Here is a 26,006-nt window from a genome sequence, read left to right as displayed (position 1 = left end):
GGTATTAATGTTTGAGCTAAAAATTGCTTTCAAATACTTAATACCCCGTAAAAAGCATCTATCATCTGCGCTTATTTCCGTTTTATCCATTTTAGTTCTTTCTCTAGTCGTTTGGTTGATTGTAGTTTTCTTGTCGGTAACCGATGGCATTGAAAATAATTGGAAAAAAAAGTTAACAACAGTTCACTCCGCTATAAGGATCACACCTACCGATGAATATTTTTCTTCTTACTATTATCAAGTAGACGCCTTAGCTCATAAATCACAATATCGGCATAAAACAATTAGGGAAAAAGTTTTTTCCTTAAAGACAGACCCCTATGACGAAAATTATGATCAAGAACTCCCTTTTCACATCAAAGCAAAGGAGCAAACAAAAGATTTAGCTAAAGAGCTCTATGCTATTTTGGCAAGACTAGAAAATACGCATAAGATCACCTATCAGGATTTTGAATTAAGCGGAGCCATGCTACGCTTGCAAATGATTAGGAAAAATCCAAAAGAACAGGCCACTCAGAGTTATCTAACCCAAGCTTCCTACTTGAGTTCTTTTCCCGATAAAAATCCTTTCTTAGATACATTAATTATTCCTTTAAAAACCGATGAGCTCACTCGTTTATTCTCTCAATCTCAAATCAATAATGTCCTGAACATAATTACTATTGAGTCTCTTAAGCCAAAATACGGTTGGGGAGTTCCGATAGCCATGATTCCTGAAGGGGTACCTTTGCCAGTACAGGCATCTATTTCAGACTCTTTTATTCTACTAACGGAAAATGAAGAGGCCCTCCCTGATTTCCAAAAAGGAATGATAAAAAAAACGCAAGAGGGAATCTTCTTTACAGACAAAAACCAATCTTCCTATTTGACAAACAAACCTATTTTTCTAGAGCAATCTCATTTGCTTCGCGTAGTAAAAACAGAAGTTTTACCACAAGCAAAAACCTTAAAAGATCTGTATTTTACTATTGAAATTCCCTTTACAAATCACCTATTGCAAGGCAGGGTATCTGGTGAGGGATTGGAAGTTACAGAAGGCAACTGGCGGAAACCTTCTGTTAGCTTAAGTAAAGAAAACGGCATATTTTTAGCTAAAAGTTTTCAAGACCAAGGGGTAAAAGTAGCAGATTGCGGCTATTTATCTTATTCGAGCCTAAGCATGAGTGCTGTTCAAGAACAACGCTTACCTATTTTTGTAGCCGGATTTTATGATCCAGGACCTTTATTTTCTGGCTATAAAAGCATCTTAGTTCCTCCTTGCATCACGCAAACAATTAATGCTTCTAATACCTCTTTTCACTTAAATAAAACAGAATCAAATGGAGTATGTATTTGGGTTGCTAATCTTGCAGATACAGATTTCGTTAAAAAGGAATTAGAAAAACAGTTAGAAAAAGAAGGAATAGCTGCTTATTGGAAAGTAACCCCTTTTACAGAATATGATTTTGCAAAAGATATGCTGCAGCAGTTTGCAAGCGATCGTTATTTATTTACTTTAGTGGGAGTTATTATCTTAATGATAGCTTGTTGCAATATCATTTCGCAACTTGTAATTTTAGTTGATAATAAAAAAAAGGAAATCGGTATTTTATTAGCTATGGGAGCTAGCAAAAAAAGCATTCTTTTCATCTTTGGCTTCTGCGGGATGATCATGGGGTTAATGAGTAGCTGCATTGGAATTGCCGCTGGGATATTTACATTAAAACACCTAGATCTTGTTATTTCTGCTTTAAGCTTTTTGCAAGGGCAAGCCTTGTTAAATCCTGTTTTTTTTGGACAAACAATCCCTTCTGAATTTAGTTCTCAAGCTATCCAATTTGTACTTATCGCAACTCCTATTTTATCTTTGTTTGCAGCTCTTGCCCCTGCTATAAAAACATGCTACCTAAATGTAAGCGCTATTTTGAGGTCTGAATAATGGCTATTTTAATAGCTAAAAATATAAAGAAGTCATTTTCTTCTCCCTATAAAACAGAATTACTAAAAGGAATTGATTTAACTATTAATCATCAAGAGTCTTTGGCAATTGTAGGGAAATCTGGAACAGGAAAAAGCACGCTACTGCATATTTTAGGTACGTTAGATACGCTATCTGAGGGAGAACTAATCATCAATGGCATGAATATAAAAGAGACAAATTGTTATGCCATACGTAAAAAAAAGCTTGGATTTGTCTTTCAATCTCATTATCTTTTAGAAAACTATAGCGTAATTGACAATGTGATTATGCCAGCAAAAATTGCACGTGTACGTTTTAATAAACAAGAACTTGGTTTACATTTATTAGCTGCTGTTGGATTGCAAGAACACGCTTATCTGCCTGTTAAAGTTCTCTCTGGCGGAGAAAAGCAAAGACTTGCCATTGCGCGTGCTTTATGTAACAATCCCGACCTTATTTTAGCAGATGAACCAACTGGAAGCCTTGACTCTTTTCATGCAGAAATGGTTTATGATCTACTTCTGCGCCTAGTTAAAGAACAGGGGAAAAGTATAATTATTGTAACGCACGATCTAAAAGCAGCTCATTTATGTGATCGAATACTCATTTTAAAAGATGGCTTTTTATCTGAAGTTACAAATACAATAAATTTATAAAAAGATTATAAGAAAATATGGATATTGCAATTATTGGTGCTGGGTATGTTGGGCTGGTAACAGCAGCTTGCTTTGCTGAAATGGGACATCATGTCATTTGCTTAGATATTAATAAGCAAAAAATTCAAAATTTACAAAAAGGCATAATCCCTATTTATGAACCTGGTCTAAAAGAATTGATTGAGCGCAATGTAGAAGATTGCAGATTAAGCTTTACTACAGATTATCAGCTAGCTACTGCAATCTCTCAAGTTTGCTTTATTGCAGTAGCAACCCCTTCTAAAGCAGATGGTAGCTGCGATCTTTCTTATGTTTTTTCCGCCGCTTCTTCTATAGCCCAGCACATGAAACACCAACTCCTCATTGTCAATAAATCAACCGTACCTGTAGGTACTGCCTCTTTGGTTAAGCAACATATTGCGCAAATTCTTAAAGAAAAAAATAAATTTCTCTGTTTTGATGTCGTTTCTAATCCTGAGTTTTTAAAAGAGGGCAATGCAATCAATGACTGCATGAAGCCCGATCGTATTATTATTGGAGTAGACAATCTCGACAGCGCTAAAATCATGCGTGAGATTTACTCTGCTTTTACTATTAACCACGATCGAATCTTAATTATGGCGCCTTCTTCTGCAGAACTAGCAAAATATGCAGCAAATGCTATGCTTGCTTTGCGAATCTCTTTTATGAACGAACTCTCTAGTTTATGTGAAAAGACAGGCGCTAGCATTAATGACATACGGATAGCCATTGGCGCAGATCAAAGAATTGGTTACCATTTTTTATATGCTGGTATGGGTTATGGGGGCTCCTGCTTTCCAAAAGATATCAGGGCTCTTTGTGCTACAGCAGAAACATATGATTTAGATTTATCATTAATGCGGGCCACCGAAAATGTGAATATACAGCAAAAAAAGGTGCTTGCAGATAAAATCTGTCGTTACTTTAATCAGTTTAACGGGGTTTTTAATAAAACAATTGCAATTTGGGGGCTTTCTTTTAAACCTCATACAGATGACATTCGCGAATCCCCTGCACTTTCTCTCATTGAAATCTTACTATCACAAGGAGCTCATTTACGTTTATTTGATCCTGTAGCTATGCCAACTATGCGTGAGCGTTTAGGAGATTGTCATCAAGTCACTTTTTGCAAAGATGAATATGAAACTGCGCAAGGAGCTGATGCCATTGTGCTCGCTACAGAATGGCGACAGTTTCGTTACATTGATTTTACTAAAATCATTCCTTTTTTGCGCCACCTAGCTTTTTTTGATGGCCGCAATCAATATCAACCAAAAGAAATGGAAAAATTAGGTTTTGCTTATTTTGGAATTGGCATACCAATAAATTACTCCCATGAGCAACTAAACACTCAGAAAATAAATGAGCAAAATATCATTCCTATCTCAAGCACAAACTGAGCTTGAAGAAGCTCTAGAAAGACTAGTTACGCCTAAGTTAACTACAGCATATGCGCCTCTGTTTTCTTCTGCACGTTATTCTCTTTTAGCTCCTGCTAAGCGGTTGCGCCCTCTATTATTAATAGCAACAGCATCTACTTTCACAGTTCCCCTTTCTGAAACTATCCAGCCTGCTTGCGCTATTGAATTCATACACACCTATTCTCTTATTCATGATGATTTGCCCTGTGTTGACAATGATGACATGCGTAGAGGAAAGCCCTCATTGCATAAAGCATATCCAGAGTGGCAGGCCTTGATCACAGGAGACTATCTACTTACCTATGCCTTTGAAATCCTCTCCTCTCTTCCCTCTTATTCTGCTGAGCAAAAGCTTAACTTAGTTCAACTCTTTGCAAAAAGGTCTGGTGCAGATGGGTTAATTGGAGGGCAAGTAATCGATCTCTTAATAGAGAGAAAAAACATTTCCTGGTCGATATTACAACAAATGCATCACGGGAAAACAGCATCTTTGATTTCTGCTGCTCTTGAAGCTGGTGGGATCCTTGGCAATGCTTCCGATCAAGATATGCAACTTTTATACAAGTGTGGGCAAAAAATTGGACTTGGATTTCAAATAGTTGATGATTTACTCGATATAGAAGAAGAAAATAAAACCACAGCCGTTACTCTTTTAGGTAAAATCCAAGCTAAGCAACTCGCAGAAAATCTGCTTAAAGAAGCACTAGAGCAGCTTGACCAATTAAGCTGTCCAGCGCCCTTAATTCAAGAGCTTTTACATAAGATGATTCATCGCTCAATCTAACCTCTACCAGTAAGCCATAAATAGGTTTCATATGTGGAATTTACTACTGCATTTCCTGCACCTGCAACTGCCGTAAACACATGACCTGTATATTCAATGGCAGCTCCAACAACCTGGCCTATAAATTGTCCTAATGGTTTTAAAGCATAGTCATAAACCCTGGGCTAGATTTAAGACATGGTTATAGATCGCTTGTGCTGCATGTACAACTGCATCTTTTAAGGCTATTACCACCTATGAAACTTTTTAGATATGGTATAAACATATTGAGTTTTTGAAGACTCTTCAATAGATACTTCATATCCTTTTTTATTAAACTTCTTTATTGCACCTATGTTTTTCTTGTTGGTTTTTTTAACATGACCTTTAACAGAAATAATCTCACCAGAGTCAAAAATTTTAGATTGTAAATCCGTAGCGATTCCTTGACATTGATGCTCTGGGTCTACTGCAATCCATGAACAATAAGCCTCTTTTGTTTTAAGGTCATTGGTAGCCCAAAGATCATCAGCTGGGGTATAGAAAGCTGCATAGCCTACAAAGCGATTTATTTTCCGAGCTAGAAAAAGTGTATTTTTTGCATTTGGACAGGTTTTTGTTCTATCTTTAATAATCTCAGTATAATTCTCCCATGAGGTTCTTCCTAATGGATCAGTGCTAGTTTTTTTATTGATCTTTTCAATAGTGTTAAGTGCTTCTACTTGATCTGGTTCATTTAATGAACCTATCTTGAATTGAATATTAATTTTCGCTATGATGCATGATCTTTTTATTTTTTAACCAAAGACAGATGACATGAGCAAGCAAGGATTAAATGAAGAACAGTTTAAAATACTCGAACCCCAAATGGAAAAATGGGTAAATCGCAATCATTATGGAAGAAAATTAGCGCCATGGAGGCCTGTAGTAAATACTATTTTCTGGGTGCTCCGTACAGGAGCTCCTTGGAAAGATGCACCTAGAAACAAGGAATTTTCTCATCCTTCAACAGCACATGCGTGGCTTGGAAGAATGCAATCCGCTGGGTTTTTAGATCAATTTTTAGAAGAGCTTCTTAAGATTGCAGAACAGCTAGGATGTATTGATGCCCAGAGACTCTCAGTAGATGGTTTTTTTTTCCAGAGGACGCGGAGGAGGAGAGCTTGTTGATTATGGGTACAAAGGTAAAGGCGTGACATCGCATTTACTGGTGAAAAAATCAGGAAGGCCTCTTGCAATTACTTCTACATCAGCATCCAGAGATGAGAAAGAACAAGTGATTCCTCTGCTTAGTAAAGTTGTTCCCTTCATTAAAAAAGTATGGAATCAGGGAAAAGCACCCATACTTGAAGCAGATAAAGGTTATGACTCAGAGCAAACACGTATCGATGTCCTTTCCTATAAGGTTTTTCCTCTGATAGCACGGAAAAGAAACACCAAGGGATATAAGATAAAAGGTATTTGCTACCTTGAAAAGCAACGTTGGGTCGTTGAGAGAACGATTTCTTGGTTAAAGACAGGCTTTCGTCGCCTTACAGTGCGCTGGGAAAGAAAGGCAGTATATTGGAATGGTCTATTAATGTTTGGACTACTTGGCTATTGGATGAATTTCTTAAGTCGGCAAGTATCTTTAAAACAGTAAATTTAATTCAAGATAGGTTCATTCACTGAATCTACATATTGTTGTCATCTCATCTTTCTTTTTATTATTATTAATAAAGTTAATTGATTATTAAATAATAGAACACTTCTATTAAAAAAACTAATAATTTAAAAAACATACTATTCTTAATAAGAATCTGCATGGAAAAATGCAATTTAGAAAAACTGTTTATTGTAAAATCGGATGGGCTAAAAATTGTTAAGATCACTAGATTTGACAATAATTTCTTATATATTTAATAATATAAATCAATATTGGTTCATTAAGAGTAAATAATGACTTTAGATCGAATCTCATCAGATCCAACTTTGGCAGCTCCTTTAGAAATTATTCCTTTCAAAAAGAGAAAGCGTGTCTTTGATATTCTGTTCAGCTTAGCTGCTTTACTTTTGGGCCTTCCGTTTTTTATAGCAATTGCATTTTTGATTAAGCTCTCTTCAAAAGGGCCTGTTTTTTACTGTAGCTTAAGGCTGGGACACAAAGGTCGTTTATTTAAATTTTGGAAGTTTCGTTCTATGTATTGTGATGCAGATTCTCGTTTACAGCATTTGCTTAAACAGCAGCCTGAGTTAAACAGAGAGTGGCAAAAATTTTTTAAACTAAAAAATGATCCAAGGTTAACATACCTAGGTAGATTGATCCGTAAAACCTCGCTTGATGAACTTCCTCAATTTTGGAATGTGTTAAAGGGAGATTTAAGCATTGTTGGGCCAAGGCCCTATTTACCTCGCGAGGAAAAGAGAATTAAAGAGCTAATTGGAAGCAGTATTGATGTTCTATTTTCTGTTAAACCAGGACTTACAGGCATATGGCAAACCTCAGGACGAAGCGCTTTGAGTTTTGAAAAGAGAATTAAATTAGATTTAAGCTATGTTCAAACTCGCTCTTTCCTACTTGACATGCAATTAATTGTGAAAACCATTCCTGAAATGATTGCCTCTAAAGGAGCATTTTAATAATCCCTTCATGGCTTCTATTCCTCTTCTATATGTATTCTTAGTTACTTTGTTATGCACACTATTTAGCACAGCAGTTTATCCCCAGATACATTTAATTCCCTTTACTGCTTTTTTTGCTCTTCTTTACCTACGTGCTTCCTTAGCTGCTTCTCTTTGGATTACTTTAGGATGCGGTTTGTTATTAGATCTGATAAACTCTGATTTGCGTTTTGGTTTCTATGCACTAAATACTTGCTTAACAACTCTTTTATTGCATCGACAAAAAAAACACTTTTTTGAAGAAAAGCTACATTCGATTTGTTTGCTAACAGGGTTAATTAGTGCATCCATGACTATATTTCAGTGGATTTTTTACTGTGCAACTCAACTAGAGTGTAATTTATCTTGGAAGTTAATTTTTATCGATTTTATGCTACTGCCTATTTGTGATGCGCTTGCTGTCTTTTTATGGATATACCTCCCTGTTATATTGTTTATCTATTCAAGAAAAATGAATTGGAAAGCTATGATTGGTCGTGATTCTTCTTACAAAGACTAAAATAAACTTAAGAGATTTTATGTCCAAAATCATTAAAGAATGGGTCACTTTTGCTATAGAAATAGCTCTTTTAGCTGGTGATGTTTTAAAAAAAGGTTTCGGCTCTCAATTTATCATTGGTTCAAAGCCCGGTAAACAAAACCTAGTAACAGAGTATGATAGAGCCTCTGAGAATCTCATAATTACAGCCATTAAAAGCCGATATCCTACGCATTCAATTATTGCAGAAGAGAGTGGCTCTTATATGCAACAAGAGAGCCAAGCCACTTGGATTATTGATCCTCTAGATGGGACTGTAAATTTTGCACATGAAATCCCGCTCTTTTCGATTAGTATTGCCGTAGCTATTCATAAAGAAATAATCTGTGGTGTTGTATATCAACCTATGACAAGAGAGTTATTTGTTGCTCAAAAACAACAAGGAGCTTTTCTTAACGGTCGATTACTAAGTATTTCTTCGGTATCACAAATGAATCAAGCCCTCCTATCAACAGGGTTTCCTTATGATGTACATAAAGATCCTCTACATTGTATAGAAAGTTTCTCTAAAGTCTTAAGAACAGGAACACCTATTCGTAGATTAGGCTCTGCCGCTATTGATTTAGCATACGTAGCTGCAGGACGTTTTGATGGATTTTGGGAAGTAGGTCTTAATAGCTGGGATATGGCAGCAGGAATGCTTCTAGTAAAAGAAGCAGGAGGAATGGTAACCCATTACGATGGAACAGAACATCAAATTTTTGGATATCACAACCTTTTAGCAACAAATAAACATCTACATCCAATTATGATTGACTATTTAAATAAAGGGAAACATGAAACTCATTGACGGCGTAGCTATTGCAAAAACAATTCAAGACAGAATTAAATCCGCTATTGCCAAACTGCAAAACCGTTCGCCTGGATTAGCTTTCGTGCGTGTAGGGGACAATCCTGCTTCTCATAGCTATATTCGCATGAAAAAAAAACGCTGCAGCGAAGTAGGTATTATCTCTTTTGATGTTGAACTCCCCTCTTATGTTTCTGAGGCGCAAGTCATTTTAGAAATTAAACGTTTAAACCTAGATCCTGCAGTAGATGGTATTTTGGTACAATTGCCTTTACCAGAGCATATAAATCCTTTTCTAATTACGCAAACGATTAACCCTGAAAAAGATGTAGATGGATTTAATCCCTTTAACATGGGTAAGCTATTACTTGGAGAAAGAGATGGGTTTATTCCTTGCACACCTCACGGCATTCATGTATTATTAACGCAATCTCAGATTCCTTTACTAGGTAAACACGTTGTTATCGTAGGAAGAAGTAATATAGTTGGAAAGCCTTTAGCAGCGCTTTTAATGCAAAAAGCTCCACATTGCAATGCTACAGTTACTTTAGTACATAGTTTTTCTGAGAAGCTAGAAGAGATTTGCAGACAAGCGGATATTTTAATTGCAGCTATTGGCAAACCAGCTTTCATTAAAAAAAATATGGTTAAACCTCAAGCAGCGGTAATTGATGTAGGGGTTAACCATATTATAAATAATCAAGGAGAAAAACAGATTGTAGGAGATGTTGCTTTTGATGAAGTAGCCCCTAATTGTTCTTATATTACTCCCGTTCCAGGAGGTGTAGGTCCCATGACAATTTCTATGCTCCTTAGTAATACCCTCTTAAGCTACCAGAGAAAGATAAAATGATTATTTGATTTTTTCTTTAATTGGTATATGTCTTAAATACACTTTTATCACATGAAATACACGATGAAATATACAGTTTTTTTTGATTTAGGTAACGTGCTTTTATTCTTCGATCATCATAAAATGAAGCAACAAGTTGCTACTTGCTGTAATTTGAGCTTAGAAGAAACCTCTTTTTTGCTTCAAAAATATCTTGATGATTATGAAAGGGGTTCTATAACCACACAAACTCTTTATTCCGATTTATTAGAGTTAGGAGGAAAATCTATTTCCTTTACCGATTTTACTCATGCATTAAGCAATATTTTTCAACCTAACCTTCCCGTAATTGCTCTACTGAAAAAAATGAAAGCTCGAGGAGTAAAACTCTTTCTTTTATCTAATACGTGCGATGCTCACTTTAGCTTTGCTCAAAAGCATTTTGCTTTCCTACAACTATTTGATGGCTTTATTCTATCTTATGAAGTTGGAGCTCGCAAACCAGAGAGAGAAATCTACCAAAAGGCTCTTGAAATAGGAAATTGTTCCCATAAAGAGTGTTTTTATGTCGATGATGTCCCTGCCTTTGTACAAGCAGCACGTTCTTTAAACATTGATTCAGAGATCTATTTAAAACCAGAGATACTTCATCACCACTTAATCCAAAGAGGAATCCTGTAATGGTAAAAAGAAAAAAGGGCCTTACCTCTGAAAGATGCGCAAAGCTCATTCTAGAATGTATTCATAAAAGTTCTTATCAGCCTATAACCGTTGAGGAATTATTTGCAAAAATCCACCTATCTCCTTCTTCTTCCTCTACATTTCAGTTAGTCATTCATGATTTAATAAAAAGTAATCAGATCTGTTTGAGAAAAAAGAAATTGTATCCTATAAAACAAGGCCAGGAACAAACCTTAACTGGAACTCTTAGGCTACATCCTAAAGGATTTGGATTTGTTATTCCCGATGAGCGTGCAAAATGGCCGCAAGATATTTTCATTCCTAAAAATTATACAGAGTCTGCTATCGATGCTGATCTAGTAGAAGTAGCAGTAAATGCAAATTCCTCTTCAGAAAAAGGGCCTGAAGGGAAAATCCTTTCTATCTTAAAAAGATCTCACACTCAATTAGCTGGGACAATTTATGCTGTCCATTCCACTAGAGAACTCGCGGCTCATGTACCTTTATTAGGAAACAATAAACCTATTATCATTCGCTCTTCTCCCTCTATTTCTTGTAAAATAGGCGACAGGGTTATTCTACATGTTGATGAATGGGGTTCTAAAGAAAAACCCACTATTTGCACAGTATCCCAAATTATTGGCAATATCATAGATCCTTCTTGCGATGTTAGAGCAACAACTCTTGAATTTAACCTACGCTCTGATTTTCCTGAAAATGTAACTGTAGAAGCGAAAGGTTTTGGAAACAAGGTACGATCTTCTGACCTTAAAAATAGGAGAGATTTAACAGAGCTTACTTGCTTTACTATAGATCCCGACACTGCAAAAGATTTTGATGATGCCCTTTCTTTAACCAAGGGTGAAAAAGGACATTTTCACCTTGGGGTCCATATTGCAGATGTAGCTCACTATGTAAAACCAAATTCTGCTTTAGATCAAGAAGCTCTCTTAAGGGCTAATTCTACCTACTTCCCGGGCACTTGTGTTCCCATGCTACCAGAAGAGTTATCCAATCAACTCTGTAGCTTAAAAGCTAATGTAAACCGTTTGACTGTATCTGTATTAATAAAGATGGATCAAGAGGGAAAAATCTTACATTTTGAAATCGTACGCTCTTATATCAAAAGCGCAAAACGCTTTAGTTATTTTGAGGCTAAAGAAGTTTTAGACGGTAAGAAAAAAAATATTCACGCTCCTACTCTACAGCTAATGGTAGAGTTATGTCTACTACTGAAAAAACAGCGTCGAGAAAGAGGAAGCATTGATTTTTCCTTGCCAGAAATTTCTTTGGTTATTGATGAAAATGGCTTGCCCTTAGGAGTAAAGAAAATTGAATATGATATTACGCATCAATTAGTTGAAGAATTTATGCTTAAAGCTAATGAGCTTGTTGCCTTGGAACTAACTAATAGAGGCAAGCAACTCATTTATCGTGTACATGAAGAACCTAATCCAGAAAATATCAGAGAATTTTTTGAATTGGCGCGCACATTTGGGTTAAATGTACCTAGTAATAGTACTTTTAAAGATATACCAGAACTATTTCAGCAAGCTCAAGAAAGCCCATTTTTATCCCAGCTCTCTATAGCATTTATTCGTAGCATGAAATTAGCTCAGTACTCTACAGAAAACCTAGGGCACTTTGGTCTTTGTTTAGAACACTATTGCCATTTTACAAGTCCTATTCGGCGCTACAGCGATCTAATCATTCAAAGACTGCTCTTTAATGAGGAACCAAAAGAGCTTGATCTAAAAGAAATAGCCACCCATTGCTCCGAACAAGAGAGAATTAGTTTCCGAGCAGAAAGTAGCGTTGTTACCTTGAAAAAGCTTCGCTTACTGGAAAAGGAATTTCTAAAAGATCCTCTTCGATACCATGCAGCAATAGTAACCAAAATTAAGCCTTTTGGATTATATTTTGAGCTTACAGAATTAATGTTAGAAGGATTTTTGCATATCTCTGAGCTTGAAGACGACTATTTTATTTTTGATGAGAGATACTCCAGCTTAAAAGGGCGTTTTACAGGGCATGTACATAGATTAGGAGAAAAAGTATCCGTACAAATAGCACGTATTGATCTTATTTTCTTAGAAAGCCGTTGGTTGCTTAAGCAAGATCAAAACTCAAAAAAACGTAAGAGAAATCGATGAGCTTTGTACTTCCTACTTCTTTTTACCAACGCGAAGATGTAGTACAAATAGCACGCGAGCTATTAGGAAAGCTTTTATTAACCCAAATGAACAATCAGATTACCGGTGGCATAATTATAGAAACAGAGGCTTATAAAGGTGCAGAAGATAGAGCCTGTCATGCCTATAACTACCGCAAAACCAAACGCAATCATGCAATGTATCAAAATGGAGGGATCGCCTACATTTATCTGTGCTATGGAATCCACTACCTTTTAAATGTGGTTACCCATATAGAAGGTGTTCCTCATGCTGTATTAATCCGTGCAATTTTTCCCACTTTTGGCATTGAGACTATGTTAAAAAGGCGTAAGAAAAATTCTTTAAATCCTAAATTAACTAGCGGTCCAGGCAGTGTATGCCAAGCTTTAGGAATCGATCTTACTCACAATGCAATCCCTCTTAACTCTCCTTGTGTCTGGATCGCAAACAGTGACGTGTTAATAGGCCAATCTCAAATTTACCAAGGTCCTCGTATTGGAGTTGACTATGCTGGTCAAGATGCGCTTTTACCTTGGCGTTTTAAACTTGAAAAACTATATTGTTAGAATCATAAAAAACGAAGAGGAGCAATGAAAAAATACTTTCTTACAGGCCTTGTTATCTTACTTCCTCTTGCTGTAACTATTGCTGTTTTACTATTTTTAATCAATTTTCTTACACAGCCCTTTATTGGCGTGGTTTCTGCTGTTTTATCAAAAATGAACCTATTGAATCGAAACTTTCTTTTTTTATCCTCAGAACACCTTGTCCGTTATACCAGCCAGATAGTCATTCTTATCCTATTATTCATTATTACTGTTTTACTAGGAGCAATTACTCGTTGGTTTGTAATTAACTCACTATTTCGACTAGGTGACAAAATCATTCATCGAATTCCTATTGTAAATACCGTATATAAAACCACCCAAGATATCATTAAAACACTTTTTTCTAAGGACAAGAACTCTTTTAAACAAGTTGTAATGGTGCCCTTTCCCAGAGAAGGCGTATATGTAATTGGGCTTGTTTCTCGAGACTCTCCTGAAGTGTGCTCTCATTCTACAAACCAGGATCTAGTTTCTGTATTGATTCCAACTACGCCCAATCCCACAACGGGATTTCTTTTAATGTACCCTCGAGAACAGCTTCTATGTATTGACATGCGACCAGAAGATGCTATTAAATATATTGTTTCCTGTGGTGTCATTGTTCCACCCGTGAAACCAAGTGCTCCTTTATGAGAAAATATTTTTTTGCTGGAGTCATCGCTCTTCTACCCCTTGTATTAACCTGCATCATTGTTATTTGGTTGGTAGAGCTAGTTACTACTCCTCTCATTGGAGTTATTCAAGATATTTTAATGTACCACCCACAAATGCCTTTCTTCTCTTTAACTAATCACGAAGTGCTTGTCAAAGTTTTAAGCCGTGTATTTGCATTGCTCTTCTGGATTGTTATCATTTTTATTCTCGGCTTTTTCAGTAGAAAATTTTTCCTCCGCTCATTTTTACATCTTACCGATCGTCTTTTCTCTCGCCTGCCGTTTGTAAAAAAAATTTATAAAATCAGCCACGATTTAACAAAAGTAGTCTTTTCTGGGAAAGAAAAGACATTTAAACAAACAGTACTCGTCCCTTTTCCGCACAAAGACGTATTTGCCCTTGGCTTTGTAACTAGTGAAGCGCTGCCAGAAATCTTTACTAAACTAGCCTCTGCTATAGAAATTGCCGTATTCGTTCCTACAGCCCCTCATCCCATGTCTGGTTTTATCCTTTTAACACCTAAATCTTTAAGCTATCCTGTTGAAGTATCGGTAGAGGATGCTTTTAAATTTTTAATCTCCTGTGGGGTTATTCACCCTATGCAAAAGCATACATAAGGTGAATGATTTTAAGTTTAACCATGTTTTATTTAAGGAGAAGGTTTTATAGCTAGAAATTCTAAGCAAGCAGAAGAATCCCTACCAGTTAAAGCATCTAACCATGCAAAGGAAAGAATACTCTCTTTTTCTTTTCGCACTCTTTGCTGTTTAATCTGAAAGCCAGAGCGAGTGATTATCTCACTTGCAAAGTTTTTATCTGGGTAAAAATGAGCGCCCAATTTGCCCAAAAATTCTGCAACAGGTCTTTTTTCTGATCTAGGCTGAAAAAACAATGTTCCTACAAATTTTCCACCAGGCCGAAGAGCTTTGAAGATCTTTTTTAGCGTCTTTCTCAGATCTGCAGGAGAAATGTATGGGAGGACATCGACACAAATAACTGCATCGACATTTTCTGGATACTCATAAGTGGTTATATCCCCAGTAATAGCGTGGGGGGAAGTTTCACAAGTCTCTCTAGAAAATGTAAATAAAGCCCTCAAAGCTCTTTCATCATAGCGCTTAATGCTTTCAGCTTCTTGATCAATAGCTGTTACTTTCCATCCCTTTTGGTAAAGCGGAATAGAATTAGCGCCTATACCGCAACCAAGATCTAAAACAGTACCCTTTTCAGTTAAATAGGATTTTACATACCCTGACAAGCCATTACATGATAAGGACATCTCTAACTTGCCTTCTTTAAGGGTAGGGAATAGTTCCTTTCCCTGGATAACAACCGGCTCTTCTTCCTTCCCTGCAGTTGTTTGTACTGTTTTTACTATTTGCCAAAATTTTTCTTTAGATAGAGGCAATGGCTTAGGAAAAGAATTGCATATTTTTTTAAATACACAAGTTGTGACTACTGCTAATGCAGTTGTTGTTGCTGTTGCTGTTACTAAAGCTTCCCCTAGGGTGAAGCTATAACCAAACATTGAGATTTCTTGAGAAAGATAATTTGTTATTGTACTCATGATGATCCATGTATAAAAATGTTCAAGCATTTTACAAAGATCGATAAATTTATTACCAATTAAAAGCTTTATTAAAAAAATTAATGTTACTTTTTTTAAGTACGCAACTTAAATGGCCTCTAGTGACTACAGGGATCTTTTTTTCCTTAAAGCTCCTGTTCTTGAGCTAAACTGCAAGAAAAAATTTAAATTTTTCTTTCTATAAACTGAAGACTTGCTATTTTAGTCAAAAATTCATACAATTTCTCATCATAGAAAAGATACTTAGGAGCTTATGTTATGGTCCGTTTAAGCAAACAAGAAAGAATTCGCAATATATCCCCTCGCCGTCCTCGCCGCCCTTCGACTAAAACAGGCCCTAAAAAGGATAATCTCCCTGAAGGGTTTAGAGTGCATGCGAATGCAATTGATACAGAGTTAGCCCAAAGAGCTTTTATTCCTAAAATTAAATAATTTAAAAAGGCAAAAAAGAGTTATGTCTAGACACCCAAGCTATGGAAAATCAAGCAAATCCGCTAAAAAGCGCAATGTCCTTAAAAGATTTGAAAGGGTTGACGTTTTGCGTCGTCTTGGCAAATGGAAAGATGGAGAAAATATAAAAGTAACCAACTTACCTAAAACACCTAATTCTTTCTAGTTTTGCAAATAAAACTTTTAAATTCTCAGAAAGACCTCCGCTTTTCTAAGTTAAAAATGAAAAAGGTGGTCTTTTTTTTATTTGAATTGCTGCAAATCAAAACAGACGAGGTAAGCATTCAATTTGTCTCTGAAAAAAGAATTTCTCAGTTACATGCCCTTTTTTTTCAAGACCCTACCCCAACAGATTGCATTACTTTCCCTATAGATCCTATTCCGTATAAACCTAATGGGTACCATCTTTTGGGTGAAATATTTATTTGCCCCAAAATTGCTAAGCAGTATGCTGAAAAATATCATATAAATCCTTTTGAAGAACTATGTCGTTATGTAGTTCACGGCGTTTTGCATTTAATTGGTTTTGAAGATGAAAGACCTGATTTAAGAGCTCAAATGAAAAGAAAAGAAAATGCTTGTCTAAGACACTTGAGACAAAGAGGGTTACTTGAACCAAATTAAAGGAACACTATTTTGACCACTTTTTATGGTGTAATCACTTTTTTATTCTTAATTGGGTCTAGTGCTTTAACAGCTATTTCTGTTGCTCTGCAACAAATGGGAAAGCTGCAAGTAGAAGATTATTTGAAACAAAAGCACCTGCCTTTATTTTTTCGTTATTTTCTCCAGGTCTTTTTTGGCAAACAAAAGTGGGAAGGGATTCTTTTTTCCTTAAGCTTTACAAAGCATATTTTACGCATTGGATTTGTTTTAACAGCTTTTTTTCTTCTTATAAAACAAAAAATGTTTTGCAATCATTTATCGGGAGAAATGATTTATGATCAAAAAGCGATTACCTTTATTATCTGCGCAATCATTCTTACTTCATTAACAACAGACTGTCTTTTTAGTTTATTTGGTCGCTTTAAACCAAGAAAGACATTATCCATCTTAGCGGCGCCCTGCTCTCTGATTTTATCTCTTTGCATTCCTTTAACAGCCCCCTTTTTTAGATTGATACAACTACTTTCTGTTAAGTTCTCTCCAGATAAAAAAAGCCCGCTTGGCTTTCGACTTAAAGACAAGATTCATGAACTATTACAAGAAACGGAATTAGGAGCTTACTTAGATGCCAATGAACAAAAGTTCATTGGCTCTATAGTATCTTTTAAAGAAAGGATTGTTAGAGAAGTTATGGTTCCTAGAGTCAATCTGGTAAGCTTACCTTCAACAACCTCTCTAATAGAAGCAGCTAGAGTTTTTCTTGCAGAAAACTTTAGCCGTATCCCTGTTTATAAAGACACTGTTGATAATATGGTTGGAGTTCTACTCTACAAAGACATTCTAAAAGTACATATCGAACATCAAAATGATACTAAACTGCTCTCCTCCTCTATAGAAAAAATCATCAAGCCTGTTCTCTATACACCAGAAACCAAAAAAATTGCTTATTTATTGCAAGAATTTCGCAGTAAACAAATCCACCTTGCTATTGTAGTAGATGAATGGGGAGGAACCGAAGGAATTGTAACCATTGAAGATATTTTAGAAGAGTTAGTAGGAGAAATTGCTGATGAATACGATGTAGGTACAGAAAGTCTCTACACCGTGCTACCTAATGCAGAAGGGTGGATTATTAGTGCTAAGATGTCTATTATCGATATTGAAGCAGAATTAGGCATACGCATCCCTCAAAGCCCCGAGTACGATACCATTGGAGGCTTTGTAGTGCATCGAGCAGGCGCTATCCCTTCCAAAGGCTGGCGTTTACATCAAGATAACTTCGATCTAGAGATTTTAAGTTCCACTGAGCGTTCTATCGAGAAGATCAAAATCACTCATTGTTCTTAAATTTGCTTAAAATGCATTCTATGCAAAATAAACCCATCTTTTAAGTCTATAGAGATTTAGTTCTCTTCAAGCTTTCTATTAAGGTATTAGCCATCGTGTCCCGTAATTGTCTCCCGTCAGAAGAAAGAGAAGTTTCAAAGTAATTAGAGTTATTGTTCTGGATAAAATGAGTGCATATCCTTGCTTGAATAAAATCTAAAGCATGGGCCCCACAATCCACTTTATTCAATAAAGACTGGGGTCCATTTATATTACGAATAATTGAAGGCTCTTTACCTGGAAAAATAGATCTACTGAGCTCTTCTAAAAACTTTTGACTAGATGTGTCATTCCAATTAGCTAGACTACGGTCTACCCAACTACCAAGTATAGAATAAAATTGGTTTCCTTTAGGATCAAAATACTCTATTTGCTCATTTTTTTTATTAATCACAGCTACTACAATATGCTGCTCGCGAATGGAATTCCTTGCTAATGAGAAAGGCACAAAAACCAATGGATTAATTTCTGGTGTTGTTTCTTTAATCGCTGTTTCTACTTTGTCTTTAATTTGTCCTAGAAACTTATCAAGAGTAAGTCCTGAGCTATATAAAAGACTTGTATCAAAATGAAAACCAGAGTATGCATCTTTTAAATAATCCAAATAAGCTTCTGCTGAGCAAGGACCTAAACAGCCCGAGTGTTTAAATTGTGCAATTGCTTGATTGTAAAGATTTCTTTTGACATCTAAAGGTGTTGGAAGATTTTTACTTGACATTTCAACAAAACCTTCTTCTTCATCTAGATCTTTATTGAATAATGTATTGGTAAAATTTTCTGAGTCTAGTTTACGCCATGGCAATTCTTTGAATGTAATTCGTGCATTTAAGTTTCTAATAGAAAGTGAACCTATGAATCGGTTGCCCATAAGATGTAATTCTTTCAAATTGGAAAAGCGGTTATCCTCAAAAATAGAAGGCAATGAACTTAAGTTTAGATTAGATAGGTCTAAAAGAGTTGCTGGGTGTTTTAAAAAATGTAAAATTCTCTCTTGAGCTGTTAGGCGATCTTCATTACCAGGAGCCTTTTCTACCCAATTTTCCAAAAGATCTTCTGTTGTTTTTTGGGTATTATCTGAAGAAATATCAAAGGTCTCTGAAGCAACATTAGCTGTTTTTTTTACATCAGATCTTTCATTTTCACTCCAAATGGCTGCTAATTTTTTCCATGCAAAACAGGGACCAATTACAGTAGGAAGAGATAAAATGGCTACTGCAATCCAGCCTAAAGACCGAACGATCTTTAAAGGATTAAAGAAAAATGATTGGTTATTATTATTAATTGGATTAGTTATCATTTATAATTACCTGATTTATGTTTTTAACTAATTATACAATAAGATTATTTATCAATAATAAAGATTGTTTATATTTTATTAAGGTTTTTATGGTAAAAAAATCCTTTATTTTTAACCCCCTTGCTAAAGAATCACCTTATCAGGCACAATATCAGTTCGTTGGATAATGTCAGGAGATTTCATGCGTCGATCGATCTGTTATTGCGAGCCTAATCTGGCTTTTGCTGGTCAAGTTTCAAATTGGAAATTTTTTTATACTACTGCTGTCACGCTGCCGAAAGGCACAATTTTAAAATTTAACCTCCTTTCTCAAGGGAGGGTTAGCGACTGGCAAATACCTGAGGTTAGCGCTCAGGAAAAGAAAAATCGAATTTGGCTGCAAACTCCTGAGGGTAAGTCTATTAGCGCTAAAAAGACGGACTTGTCTTCTTTTGAGTTTTCTCTGAACTCCGATCTAAAAACCGGAGAAACAGTAGTTATTATTATGGGAGCTAATGAGGACCACTCTAAAGAGGGAAATCGAGCTCAAACCTTTCTACAGAGAAAGCGTGCTTTTCACCTTTATATTGATCCTAAAGGAAAAAATGACTGGAAAGAGCCCGAGATCTTTACTTTAGATGTTAAAGGAAGTGCTCTTGAAAATATTCGCATTATAGCCCCTTCATTGGTTTCTAAAAATAAACGTTTTGATGTAATTATTCGCTTTGAGGACTGCTATGGGAACTTAACCCATCAGGCCCCTGAGGGCACTTTAATTGAACTTTCTTATAAAAATTTGCGCGAGAATTTAAATTGGAAACTATTTGTTCCAGAAACCGGATTTATTAATATTCCCAATCTGTATTTTGGAGAAGCTGGAATCTATAGAATTGAATTACGCAATCTAACGACAAAAGAAATATTTTATTCATCCCCTATTAAATGCTCTATAGACTCAGATGCGGATAAAAGCATTTTCTGGGGACAGCTACATGGTGAATCAGAACGATTTGACGCGGGCGATAATATTGAAACTTGTCTTCGCTATCTGCGTGATGAAAAAAACTTTCACTTCTTTGCTACTTCCTCTTTTGAAAGCACAGAAGAAACCTCTAATGACACATGGAAAGTCATTTCCTCACAAATTGCTGAATTTAATGAAGACTTAAGGTTTTCTACCTTTTTAGGATTTCAGTGGGTAGGAAAACCGTTGGAAGAAGGAATTCATCAGCTGATTTACTCTAAAGACAATAAGCCTATTTTGCGCAAAAAAGATGCTAAAAACAGTTCTTTGAAAAAGATCTATAGAGCTCATTCTCCCAAAGAAATCTTATCTATTGCTTCTTTTAGTATGGCAAAAGGTATGGAGACAAATTTTAAAGAATTTGACCCCGATTTTGAAAGAGTTGTGGAAATTTATAATTGTTGGGGCTCTTCTGAATGTTTAGAAAAAGAAGGGAACCTCAGATCTATCACAGCAAAAAATGCTAAGGAAATTGTAGAATCAGAGAAAGGCTCTATTAGACAAGCTCTAAACCATAACTGTCGTTTTGGTTTTGTAGCGGGTGGTTTAGATGATCGTGGCGTGTATAATGGTCTTTATGAAGGACCTCAAGCACAATACTCTGCTGGATTAACTGCAATCATAGCACCTGAGCAAACAAGAGAGTCTCTTTTTCAGGCACTTTACCAAAGATCTTGCTACGCAACTACTGGAGATAGAATTGTATTAGGGTTTTTCATTGCAGGGGCATGTATGGGAAGCGAGTTAAATACAAAACTAAAACCCGGCTTGATTTTTAATCGCCACATTACAGGTTTTATAGCAACAACAGAGAATATTAAAGAAATTGTCATTGTTCGTAATGGTGCTGTATTCAAGACAATTAACCCGAATCAAACGGAATATGAATTTGCTATTGATGATGCCGAATCCATTACAAAGATCTCTTTGCAATCCCCTGATGAACGCCCTCCTTTTATCTATTACTACCTTAGAGTAACACAAGAAAATGGCCATATTGCATGGAGTTCTCCTATCTGGGTTGATCATACAGAGCTTCTCATCCACAAGGCGTCGTCTAAAAAGGTTAAGAAAAAAGAAGATGCCGGTTAATTGGGAAGAGATGCATGTTAATTCTAGCATCAAGCTCACCTAGACGCGCCGCTCTAGTTGCAGCTACTTTCTCTAATGAGATTGTTTTAGCTGCAGACACAATCGTATATTTTAAGGGGAAAATCTACAATAAGCCTAAAAACCCAGAAGAATCTTTCAACATGCTGCTAGAACTCTCAAATCAGTGGCATGTGGTGATGACTGCTGTTGCTGTATATAAAAAAGATGTTTGTTATAGTGCATTAGAGAAATCCTATGTTCTTTTTAATTCACTTACAGAAGAGAAAATCAGACTCTACCATAAAAGCGATCCTTGTTTAGACAAAGCTAAGTGGATATGGAATTCAAGGCTCCGGTAGCATCTTAGTTAATCGAATTATAGGATGTTATTACAATATAATGGATTACCGATTAATGTAGTAACAGACCTTCTTTCTAAAATGCAGGTAAATCTATGGCATTATTTAAAAAAACCTTGAAGTTGCTCATTTGTATGTCTTTCATCTGTTCTTATTTACAAGCAGAAACCTCGCAAATAGAAGTAAAGAAGGTTAATCCGTTACATATTTTTTATCTTGTACAATCCAAAGAGCTTTCGCAGGCAATCACTCTCTATCGACGATATAAAGAAGAGTTAGGTCGACATGATTTTGAAACACTGCAGCGCGTAGCTGAAATGATTTTAGAACAAGGCGCTAAAAGTTTAGAGAGCGAAGAGCAACTTATTTCTTTATTAGGATTAAAAATTGCTGGAATTGAAACCACAAAAGAAATCTTAGAATCAGGTATTAGAAGTAGGCATCCAGAAGTGCAACTTGCTACTTTGCAATTAATTGGACAACTGCAAGATGATCGATTTGAATCCATTTTAAACAAAGCTATGTCTTCTGGGTTTTTGTATACACGATTAGAAGCAGCTTATCAATTAGCGATTAGAAAAACGCGAAATTCAGTAGGCCAAGTAGAATCCCTCATGCATAAGCTACCCCCTGAAATGCGCTTTTTTTTTCCTCAATTTTTTGCTTTAGTCGGCTCTTCCGATGCTATTTTATTGCTTAAACAATTACTTGATGACCCTATTCAAAAAACACGCATCGAAGCTATTTTACATTCTGCAAAAGCTGGATATGAAGAACTACTGCCTAATATTCGTAGAAAAGCCACTCACCTTAATCCTGCAGAGCAAGAAGCTTGCTGTTTTGCTCTTGGCAGCTTAAAAGATACACATGCTTTATCTATTTTGCAAAATTTGAGCCTTTCTACTAATGACAATGTGAGCTTAAGCGCTAATTATTCGCTGTATTTACTAGGAGAAGAAAGCGCTAAAGAAAAGATCTTTTCTTTAGCAAAAGAGAAAAATCTATTTGCGATTGCATTGCTAGGTAAAATTATGGGATCGGAAAAAATACTCATCTCTCTTCTACAAGAAAATCATTTACAGATTCGCTTTAATGCTATGCTTTCTTTGCTTGATTTAAAAAATGAGAGTTGTCTGCCTTACCTAAAAGAGTTTCTTGTTAGAGATAGTCGTGATTTTGGATTTCAGCCTCAAATGACAATCGGCAATGCCTTTACGGCATGGAAAGTAGTCCCTTCTATGCAACAGCATATGAAACACTCTTTTTATGACTTAATCGGTCTTTCTTTATATGTAAAAGAGGAAATCTTAAGAAAATCCATTGAGCTATCTCCTGAGGCATTTGTAGATTTAGCTAGTTTTCTTCTTAGTACAAGACAATTAGAACTAATTCCTGCAATAAGTTCTTTACTGCAACAGCTACAAACTCCTAAAGCAATTGCTTTATTAGAAAAACATGCTCAAAGAGCAAAAATACCTCTAATTCGCAACTATTGCAATCTTGCATTATTTCAACTCAATAAAAGTATACCTTCTAAGCAGCTCATCCTAGAATGGATTCATTCTCAACAAAATACGCAAATCATTCAATTCCGCCCTCTTTTACCAAGAAAGAGTTATTTTAAAGACAAAACCGCCTTTGAATTAACCCCCGAAGAAAATTCACAGCTACTAATCAGTTGCTATCAGGTGATTAGCAATCAACATACAGAAGAGAGTCTTGATGTTTTACTAAATAGTTTGCAACAAGGACATCAAAAAAATCGACCTTTGATCGCAGGTCTATTGATCCAAACTCTGCAATAGCTTTAAACTGCTAAATTCCACGATGTAAACTTAAAATGATTATTCATGTATTTTTTGTTGATTTTTTCCCTTTGTTTCTTAAGCGCTCTAGCTTCTGAACCGGATTTATCTTGTTTTGAAAGCAGCTGTTCTGAATTAGGTGATTTGACTATCGATTTAAAAAATCCTAGTTTTTCTAATGGAGTCCTTTCTACAGAAGAGGGAGGAGTAGCTAAAGCAAATGGCCTACGGATTCAAGCTAGAAAAATGACTTATATAAATAAAACGGAAAATGGGATTTTCATACAAAAAATTCTAGCGGAAGATGATTTAATGCTAGAGCTCGGTAATCGTGTATTCGTGGGGTCTCAGTTAGAATATGATTTTATTCATCATAGAGGAACTGTGATCTGCGGCAAAACATTTGTGGATATGTGGTTTCTAGGTGGAGATAAAATTGAGCTTTTAGAAGATGGCACTTTTTCTATTACAAACGCTTTTGTGACTACCTGTGAAAACCAAGATACCGATTGGGATCTACAAGCAAATACAGCTACCATTACAAAAAATCATCTATTATCTGCAAAAAATATTCATTTTCGGATTTTTAAAGTACCCCTCTTTTGGCTTCCTTTATTTAAAAGTAACTTAAAAGCTTTTCAGAATTCTCCTATTCGCTACAAAGTGGTATGGGATAAAATTCTGGGACCAAGGCTTACCGCGCGCTATCGATTTTTTTCATGGAATGATATAGATTGCTTCTTTCGTTTGGATTACCGAATAAAAAGAGGTTTTGGAGCAGCTTTAGAAACAGAATATCTTTCTCAGGATAAGCGCACCATTTTTGTTACACGTAGCTATGGAGCTCATGATAAAAGTTTTCCCGATGAAAAAGGCCCTCATAGATATCGTCTACAGGGTTTGTATCATTATTTAAGCGAAGATCAAAAAACACAAGTCCATCTTACTTACGACAAGTTAAGCGATTCGCAAATGGTTGGTGATTTTAAAAGTGAAGATTTTGAAATCAATACCCAACAACGCACGCTCCTAACCATTTCTAGAGAGTTTAATCAAGCTTTTTTAAACTTTAATTTACAACCGCGGATTAACCCTTTTCAAAGCATTGATCAAGAACTCCCCTTTTTCTTTTTAGGTATACGTCCCTTTACCTTAGGTTCCTCTGGAATTATCTCTATTAATAACTTTAATGGAGGATTCCTTGATTACGTATACACCAACCCATTAAGATCTCAGTTAGACGCTCTGCACTTACCCGCGCAAACACGAGCAGGCAGAGTGCAAGCTTATCATGAACTCTATCGCCCATTTTCTATTGGCCCTTTAATGGTAACGCCCAATATTGGAGCGACTGGAATTTTTTATAGCAATAATGCTTCTGATCAAGCAGTGATACAGGCTACTGCTTTTTATGGATTAGAAGCTTATACCCGCCTTGTTGCCTCCTACTCTTGTATGAGACACGTGATTGAACCTTATGCACACGCACAAGGGTATACCCGTCCAGCTTTAGGTTTAAACAAACACTTCTATTTCGATATGGATGATGGCTATACTCAGCTCAATCAATTACGCGTTGGTATACGCAATGATATCATTCAACCTATTACTTCTCATTTTGCTCCCACTTTTACAAGTGATATTTACACCTATGGTTTTTTTGGGAAACATGCCTTTAATAGAAATTTTCCCAAAGGGTATTTATCTCTTGGCTGCAATTTTTCTTCTATTGCTTTAAAAACTACCATTGCAAGAAATTTTGAAAATCAGGTTTGGGATTTTGTCAATGTATCTGCAGAATGGACACTAAGTGAAGATCTAGCACTTGCAGCGGAATTTCGACATCGAAGCGCTTTTGACTGGCGCAAGGCAAATCATAAAAACTTTTTACTAGATGTTGCAAGGCCTATCTCGGAACTTCTAGATACTTCTCTTTCTGATCGGCGCAATACAATTCTAGCCCGTGGCTACCTTCGCCTGGGTCCTAAGTGGAGTTGTCTTGTGCAAACAAAACATGGATGGGGTAGGAAAGCAGAACCAAACTACCACGCAGGGAAAATTGATCTTTTTACTATGCTTACCTGTAGTTGGCAGTTAAGACTGTCTTATGAACGTCTGCCTAATGATAATCGCTTTACAGCAGCTATATCCTTGTTTAAATGATATTTTTTCTTAATTTCTTTAAGAAGAGGTTTGATTTCTCTACGCGTTTTTACATCAAGGTGATCAATAAAAAGCACACCATTGAGATGGTCATTTTCATGCATGCGCACACGCGCATTATAGCCATCCATCTTCTCTGTAAAAGGATTTCCATTGAGATCTAATGCTTCTATAACCACAAAATCAGCTCTTACAATTTTATAGAGAAGCTTAGGAATAGATAAACATCCTTCTTCTTCTTCTACTTGTTTTTTTCTAGGAAAGGACAACTTTGGATTAATATACACCCTAGGCTCAGATAGCTTCCACTGATCATTTTCCAAATCGATATAATTGCGCAGAACAAATAAACGAATATCATGCCCTACTTGAGGAGCTGCCAAGCCAACTCCATCATGTTTATCCATGAGCGCAATCATACTTTGCGTTAGCTGCCTAATTTCATTTGTGATTACAGTAACGGGTCTACAGATCTTTCTTAAAATAGGATCGCCATAATAGCGAAGAGTTGCCTGCATA

At 36.0% G+C, this 26,006-nt stretch carries 27 protein-coding genes; 23 read left to right on the top strand and 4 right to left on the bottom strand.

Translation table 11 applies throughout. The features are described 5' to 3' along the window. Positions 1-7 precede the first annotated feature (7 nt). Genes RHTP_RS00860 through RHTP_RS00845 form a run of 4 tightly spaced genes read left to right on the top strand, consistent with a single transcriptional unit; the run spans position 8 to position 4,821 of the window. Positions 8-1,918, top strand: coding sequence for an ABC transporter permease (locus RHTP_RS00860; protein WP_138106160.1), 1,911 nt, complete (start codon positions 8-10; stop codon positions 1,916-1,918). Then, the gene (locus RHTP_RS00855; RefSeq protein WP_138106159.1) at positions 1,918-2,595 is read left to right on the top strand and encodes an ABC transporter ATP-binding protein; all 678 of its coding nucleotides are present in this window, start codon (positions 1,918-1,920) and stop codon (positions 2,593-2,595) included. Before RHTP_RS00860 ends, RHTP_RS00855 begins: the two co-directional genes overlap by 1 nt. A 17-nt stretch (positions 2,596-2,612) precedes the next feature. Beyond that, positions 2,613-4,016, top strand: a complete 1,404-nt coding sequence (locus RHTP_RS00850) for a UDP-glucose dehydrogenase family protein (RefSeq protein WP_138106158.1) — start codon at positions 2,613-2,615, stop codon at positions 4,014-4,016. Next, positions 3,979-4,821: a polyprenyl synthetase family protein gene (locus RHTP_RS00845; protein WP_138106157.1), complete on the top strand. Its 843-nt coding sequence runs from the start codon at positions 3,979-3,981 to the stop codon at positions 4,819-4,821. Before RHTP_RS00850 ends, RHTP_RS00845 begins: the two co-directional genes overlap by 38 nt. Positions 4,822-5,048: 227 nt before the next feature. On the opposite strand, the gene RHTP_RS09085 is transcribed toward RHTP_RS00845, so the two are convergent. Beyond that, positions 5,049-5,432, bottom strand: a complete 384-nt coding sequence (locus RHTP_RS09085) for a GNAT family N-acetyltransferase (RefSeq protein ID WP_350339683.1) — start codon at positions 5,430-5,432, stop codon at positions 5,049-5,051. A gap of 184 nt (positions 5,433-5,616) precedes the next feature. Here RHTP_RS09085 and RHTP_RS00835 point away from each other — a divergent pair, with 184 nt between their 5' ends. From RHTP_RS00835 to RHTP_RS00785, 11 genes are all read left to right on the top strand, one after another. Continuing rightward, entirely contained in the window at positions 5,617-5,970 is a 354-nt protein-coding gene (locus tag RHTP_RS00835) for a transposase (protein WP_138106156.1), read from the top strand. Further along, positions 5,927-6,442 carry a transposase gene (locus tag RHTP_RS00830; RefSeq protein WP_138106155.1) on the top strand — a complete coding sequence of 172 codons (516 nt, stop codon included), beginning with the start codon at positions 5,927-5,929 and terminating at the stop codon, positions 6,440-6,442. Before RHTP_RS00835 ends, RHTP_RS00830 begins: the two co-directional genes overlap by 44 nt. A 296-nt stretch (positions 6,443-6,738) precedes the next feature. Beyond that, positions 6,739-7,419: a sugar transferase gene (locus RHTP_RS00825; RefSeq protein ID WP_138106154.1), complete on the top strand. Its 681-nt coding sequence runs from the start codon at positions 6,739-6,741 to the stop codon at positions 7,417-7,419. A 10-nt stretch (positions 7,420-7,429) separates the two neighbouring features. Next, complete coding sequence (locus RHTP_RS00820; protein ID WP_138106153.1) at positions 7,430-7,960, top strand: hypothetical protein; 531 nt, start codon at positions 7,430-7,432, stop codon at positions 7,958-7,960. 19 nt (positions 7,961-7,979) lie between these two features. Continuing rightward, the gene (locus tag RHTP_RS00815; RefSeq protein ID WP_138106152.1) at positions 7,980-8,789 is read left to right on the top strand and encodes an inositol monophosphatase family protein; all 810 of its coding nucleotides are present in this window, start codon (positions 7,980-7,982) and stop codon (positions 8,787-8,789) included. Then, positions 8,776-9,642 (top strand): bifunctional methylenetetrahydrofolate dehydrogenase/methenyltetrahydrofolate cyclohydrolase FolD, encoded by an 867-nt coding sequence (gene folD, locus RHTP_RS00810; protein ID WP_138106151.1) that lies wholly within the window; start codon positions 8,776-8,778, stop codon positions 9,640-9,642. Before RHTP_RS00815 ends, folD begins: the two co-directional genes overlap by 14 nt. Positions 9,643-9,705: 63 nt before the next feature. Continuing rightward, the gene (locus tag RHTP_RS00805) at positions 9,706-10,302 is read left to right on the top strand and encodes an HAD family hydrolase (protein ID WP_171005683.1); all 597 of its coding nucleotides are present in this window, start codon (positions 9,706-9,708) and stop codon (positions 10,300-10,302) included. Then, positions 10,302-12,455, top strand: coding sequence for a ribonuclease R (rnr, locus tag RHTP_RS00800; protein ID WP_138106149.1), 2,154 nt, complete (start codon positions 10,302-10,304; stop codon positions 12,453-12,455). The genes RHTP_RS00805 and rnr overlap by 1 nt, the downstream gene beginning before the upstream one ends. Further along, positions 12,452-13,042, top strand: coding sequence for a DNA-3-methyladenine glycosylase (locus RHTP_RS00795; RefSeq protein WP_138106148.1), 591 nt, complete (start codon positions 12,452-12,454; stop codon positions 13,040-13,042). Before rnr ends, RHTP_RS00795 begins: the two co-directional genes overlap by 4 nt. A 24-nt stretch (positions 13,043-13,066) precedes the next feature. Next, a complete protein-coding gene (locus tag RHTP_RS00790) occupies positions 13,067-13,717 on the top strand; it encodes a DUF502 domain-containing protein (protein WP_138106147.1) in 651 nt (216 codons plus the stop codon). Beyond that, the gene (locus tag RHTP_RS00785; RefSeq protein ID WP_138106146.1) at positions 13,714-14,355 is read left to right on the top strand and encodes a DUF502 domain-containing protein; all 642 of its coding nucleotides are present in this window, start codon (positions 13,714-13,716) and stop codon (positions 14,353-14,355) included. Before RHTP_RS00790 ends, RHTP_RS00785 begins: the two co-directional genes overlap by 4 nt. A gap of 32 nt (positions 14,356-14,387) precedes the next feature. On the opposite strand, the gene RHTP_RS00780 is transcribed toward RHTP_RS00785, so the two are convergent. Then, entirely contained in the window at positions 14,388-15,305 is a 918-nt protein-coding gene (locus tag RHTP_RS00780; RefSeq protein WP_171005682.1) for a class I SAM-dependent methyltransferase, read from the bottom strand. 279 nt (positions 15,306-15,584) lie between these two features. Here RHTP_RS00780 and RHTP_RS08745 point away from each other — a divergent pair, with 279 nt between their 5' ends. The 4 genes from RHTP_RS08745 to RHTP_RS00765 are packed head-to-tail and all read left to right on the top strand — an operon-like array spanning position 15,585 to position 17,729. Then, positions 15,585-15,758, top strand: a complete 174-nt coding sequence (locus RHTP_RS08745) for a hypothetical protein (RefSeq protein WP_171005681.1) — start codon at positions 15,585-15,587, stop codon at positions 15,756-15,758. A 22-nt stretch (positions 15,759-15,780) separates the two neighbouring features. Continuing rightward, the gene (locus tag RHTP_RS00775) at positions 15,781-15,942 is read left to right on the top strand and encodes a small basic protein (protein WP_138106144.1); all 162 of its coding nucleotides are present in this window, start codon (positions 15,781-15,783) and stop codon (positions 15,940-15,942) included. Between the two features lie 2 nt (positions 15,943-15,944). Continuing rightward, positions 15,945-16,400: an rRNA maturation RNase YbeY gene (gene ybeY / locus RHTP_RS00770; RefSeq protein ID WP_256360121.1), complete on the top strand. Its 456-nt coding sequence runs from the start codon at positions 15,945-15,947 to the stop codon at positions 16,398-16,400. A gap of 12 nt (positions 16,401-16,412) precedes the next feature. Beyond that, positions 16,413-17,729, top strand: coding sequence for a hemolysin family protein (locus tag RHTP_RS00765; protein WP_138106142.1), 1,317 nt, complete (start codon positions 16,413-16,415; stop codon positions 17,727-17,729). Between the two features lie 46 nt (positions 17,730-17,775). Here the strand turns inward: RHTP_RS00765 and RHTP_RS00760 are convergent, their stop codons facing one another. Continuing rightward, on the bottom strand, positions 17,776-19,065 hold the full coding sequence (locus RHTP_RS00760) for a Ulp1 family isopeptidase (RefSeq protein ID WP_138106141.1): 1,290 nt from the start codon (positions 19,063-19,065) through the stop codon (positions 17,776-17,778). A gap of 181 nt (positions 19,066-19,246) precedes the next feature. Between RHTP_RS00760 and RHTP_RS00755 the strand changes: the two genes are divergently transcribed. The 4 genes from RHTP_RS00755 (at position 19,247) to RHTP_RS00740 (ending at position 25,487) form a co-directional block, all read left to right on the top strand. After that, entirely contained in the window at positions 19,247-21,160 is a 1,914-nt protein-coding gene (locus RHTP_RS00755) for a DUF3604 domain-containing protein (RefSeq protein WP_138106140.1), read from the top strand. A gap of 14 nt (positions 21,161-21,174) precedes the next feature. Next, the gene (locus RHTP_RS00750; protein ID WP_138106139.1) at positions 21,175-21,519 is read left to right on the top strand and encodes a Maf family protein; all 345 of its coding nucleotides are present in this window, start codon (positions 21,175-21,177) and stop codon (positions 21,517-21,519) included. A 95-nt stretch (positions 21,520-21,614) separates the two neighbouring features. Next, positions 21,615-23,324 carry a HEAT repeat domain-containing protein gene (locus RHTP_RS00745; RefSeq protein WP_138106138.1) on the top strand — a complete coding sequence of 570 codons (1,710 nt, stop codon included), beginning with the start codon at positions 21,615-21,617 and terminating at the stop codon, positions 23,322-23,324. Between the two features lie 45 nt (positions 23,325-23,369). Next, on the top strand, positions 23,370-25,487 hold the full coding sequence (locus RHTP_RS00740) for an LPS-assembly protein LptD (protein ID WP_138106137.1): 2,118 nt from the start codon (positions 23,370-23,372) through the stop codon (positions 25,485-25,487). Here RHTP_RS00740 and def read toward each other — a convergent pair. Beyond that, positions 25,430-26,005: a peptide deformylase gene (gene def, locus RHTP_RS00735; protein ID WP_138106136.1), complete on the bottom strand. Its 576-nt coding sequence runs from the start codon at positions 26,003-26,005 to the stop codon at positions 25,430-25,432. The two genes, RHTP_RS00740 and def, sit on opposite strands and share 58 nt — an antisense overlap. Position 26,006 lies beyond the last annotated feature (1 nt).

Origin of the sequence: Candidatus Rhabdochlamydia sp. T3358, from assembly GCF_901000775.1 — a bacterium.
In the GTDB taxonomy this organism is placed as follows: Bacteria; Chlamydiota; Chlamydiia; order Chlamydiales; family Rhabdochlamydiaceae; genus Rhabdochlamydia.
This window is presented reverse-complemented; position numbering and strand designations above follow the sequence as displayed.

Excerpts from the sequence above, each read along its gene's own strand:
- RHTP_RS00860 (WP_138106160.1), top strand. The coding sequence starts at position 8 with ATGTTTGAGCTAAAAATTGCTTTCAAATACTTAATACCCCGTAAAAAG.
- RHTP_RS00855 (WP_138106159.1), top strand. The coding sequence starts at position 1,918 with ATGGCTATTTTAATAGCTAAAAATATAAAGAAGTCATTTTCTTCTCCC.
- RHTP_RS00850 (WP_138106158.1), top strand. The coding sequence starts at position 2,613 with ATGGATATTGCAATTATTGGTGCTGGGTATGTTGGGCTGGTAACAGCA.
- RHTP_RS00845 (WP_138106157.1), top strand. The coding sequence starts at position 3,979 with ATGAGCAAAATATCATTCCTATCTCAAGCACAAACTGAGCTTGAAGAA.
- RHTP_RS00835 (WP_138106156.1), top strand. The coding sequence starts at position 5,617 with ATGAGCAAGCAAGGATTAAATGAAGAACAGTTTAAAATACTCGAACCC.
- RHTP_RS00830 (WP_138106155.1), top strand. The coding sequence starts at position 5,927 with ATGGTTTTTTTTTCCAGAGGACGCGGAGGAGGAGAGCTTGTTGATTAT.
- RHTP_RS00825 (WP_138106154.1), top strand. The coding sequence starts at position 6,739 with ATGACTTTAGATCGAATCTCATCAGATCCAACTTTGGCAGCTCCTTTA.
- RHTP_RS00820 (WP_138106153.1), top strand. The coding sequence starts at position 7,430 with ATGGCTTCTATTCCTCTTCTATATGTATTCTTAGTTACTTTGTTATGC.
- RHTP_RS00815 (WP_138106152.1), top strand. The coding sequence starts at position 7,980 with ATGTCCAAAATCATTAAAGAATGGGTCACTTTTGCTATAGAAATAGCT.
- folD (WP_138106151.1), top strand. The coding sequence starts at position 8,776 with ATGAAACTCATTGACGGCGTAGCTATTGCAAAAACAATTCAAGACAGA.
- RHTP_RS00805 (WP_171005683.1), top strand. The coding sequence starts at position 9,706 with ATGAAATATACAGTTTTTTTTGATTTAGGTAACGTGCTTTTATTCTTC.
- rnr (WP_138106149.1), top strand. The coding sequence starts at position 10,302 with ATGGTAAAAAGAAAAAAGGGCCTTACCTCTGAAAGATGCGCAAAGCTC.
- RHTP_RS00795 (WP_138106148.1), top strand. The coding sequence starts at position 12,452 with ATGAGCTTTGTACTTCCTACTTCTTTTTACCAACGCGAAGATGTAGTA.
- RHTP_RS00790 (WP_138106147.1), top strand. The coding sequence starts at position 13,067 with ATGAAAAAATACTTTCTTACAGGCCTTGTTATCTTACTTCCTCTTGCT.
- RHTP_RS00785 (WP_138106146.1), top strand. The coding sequence starts at position 13,714 with ATGAGAAAATATTTTTTTGCTGGAGTCATCGCTCTTCTACCCCTTGTA.
- RHTP_RS00780 (WP_171005682.1), bottom strand. The coding sequence starts at position 15,305 with ATGAGTACAATAACAAATTATCTTTCTCAAGAAATCTCAATGTTTGGT.
- RHTP_RS08745 (WP_171005681.1), top strand. The coding sequence starts at position 15,585 with ATGGTCCGTTTAAGCAAACAAGAAAGAATTCGCAATATATCCCCTCGC.
- RHTP_RS00775 (WP_138106144.1), top strand. The coding sequence starts at position 15,781 with ATGTCTAGACACCCAAGCTATGGAAAATCAAGCAAATCCGCTAAAAAG.
- RHTP_RS00760 (WP_138106141.1), bottom strand. The coding sequence starts at position 19,065 with ATGATAACTAATCCAATTAATAATAATAACCAATCATTTTTCTTTAAT.
- RHTP_RS00755 (WP_138106140.1), top strand. The coding sequence starts at position 19,247 with ATGCGTCGATCGATCTGTTATTGCGAGCCTAATCTGGCTTTTGCTGGT.
- RHTP_RS00750 (WP_138106139.1), top strand. The coding sequence starts at position 21,175 with ATGTTAATTCTAGCATCAAGCTCACCTAGACGCGCCGCTCTAGTTGCA.
- RHTP_RS00745 (WP_138106138.1), top strand. The coding sequence starts at position 21,615 with ATGGCATTATTTAAAAAAACCTTGAAGTTGCTCATTTGTATGTCTTTC.
- RHTP_RS00740 (WP_138106137.1), top strand. The coding sequence starts at position 23,370 with ATGTATTTTTTGTTGATTTTTTCCCTTTGTTTCTTAAGCGCTCTAGCT.
- def (WP_138106136.1), bottom strand. The coding sequence starts at position 26,005 with ATGCAGGCAACTCTTCGCTATTATGGCGATCCTATTTTAAGAAAGATC.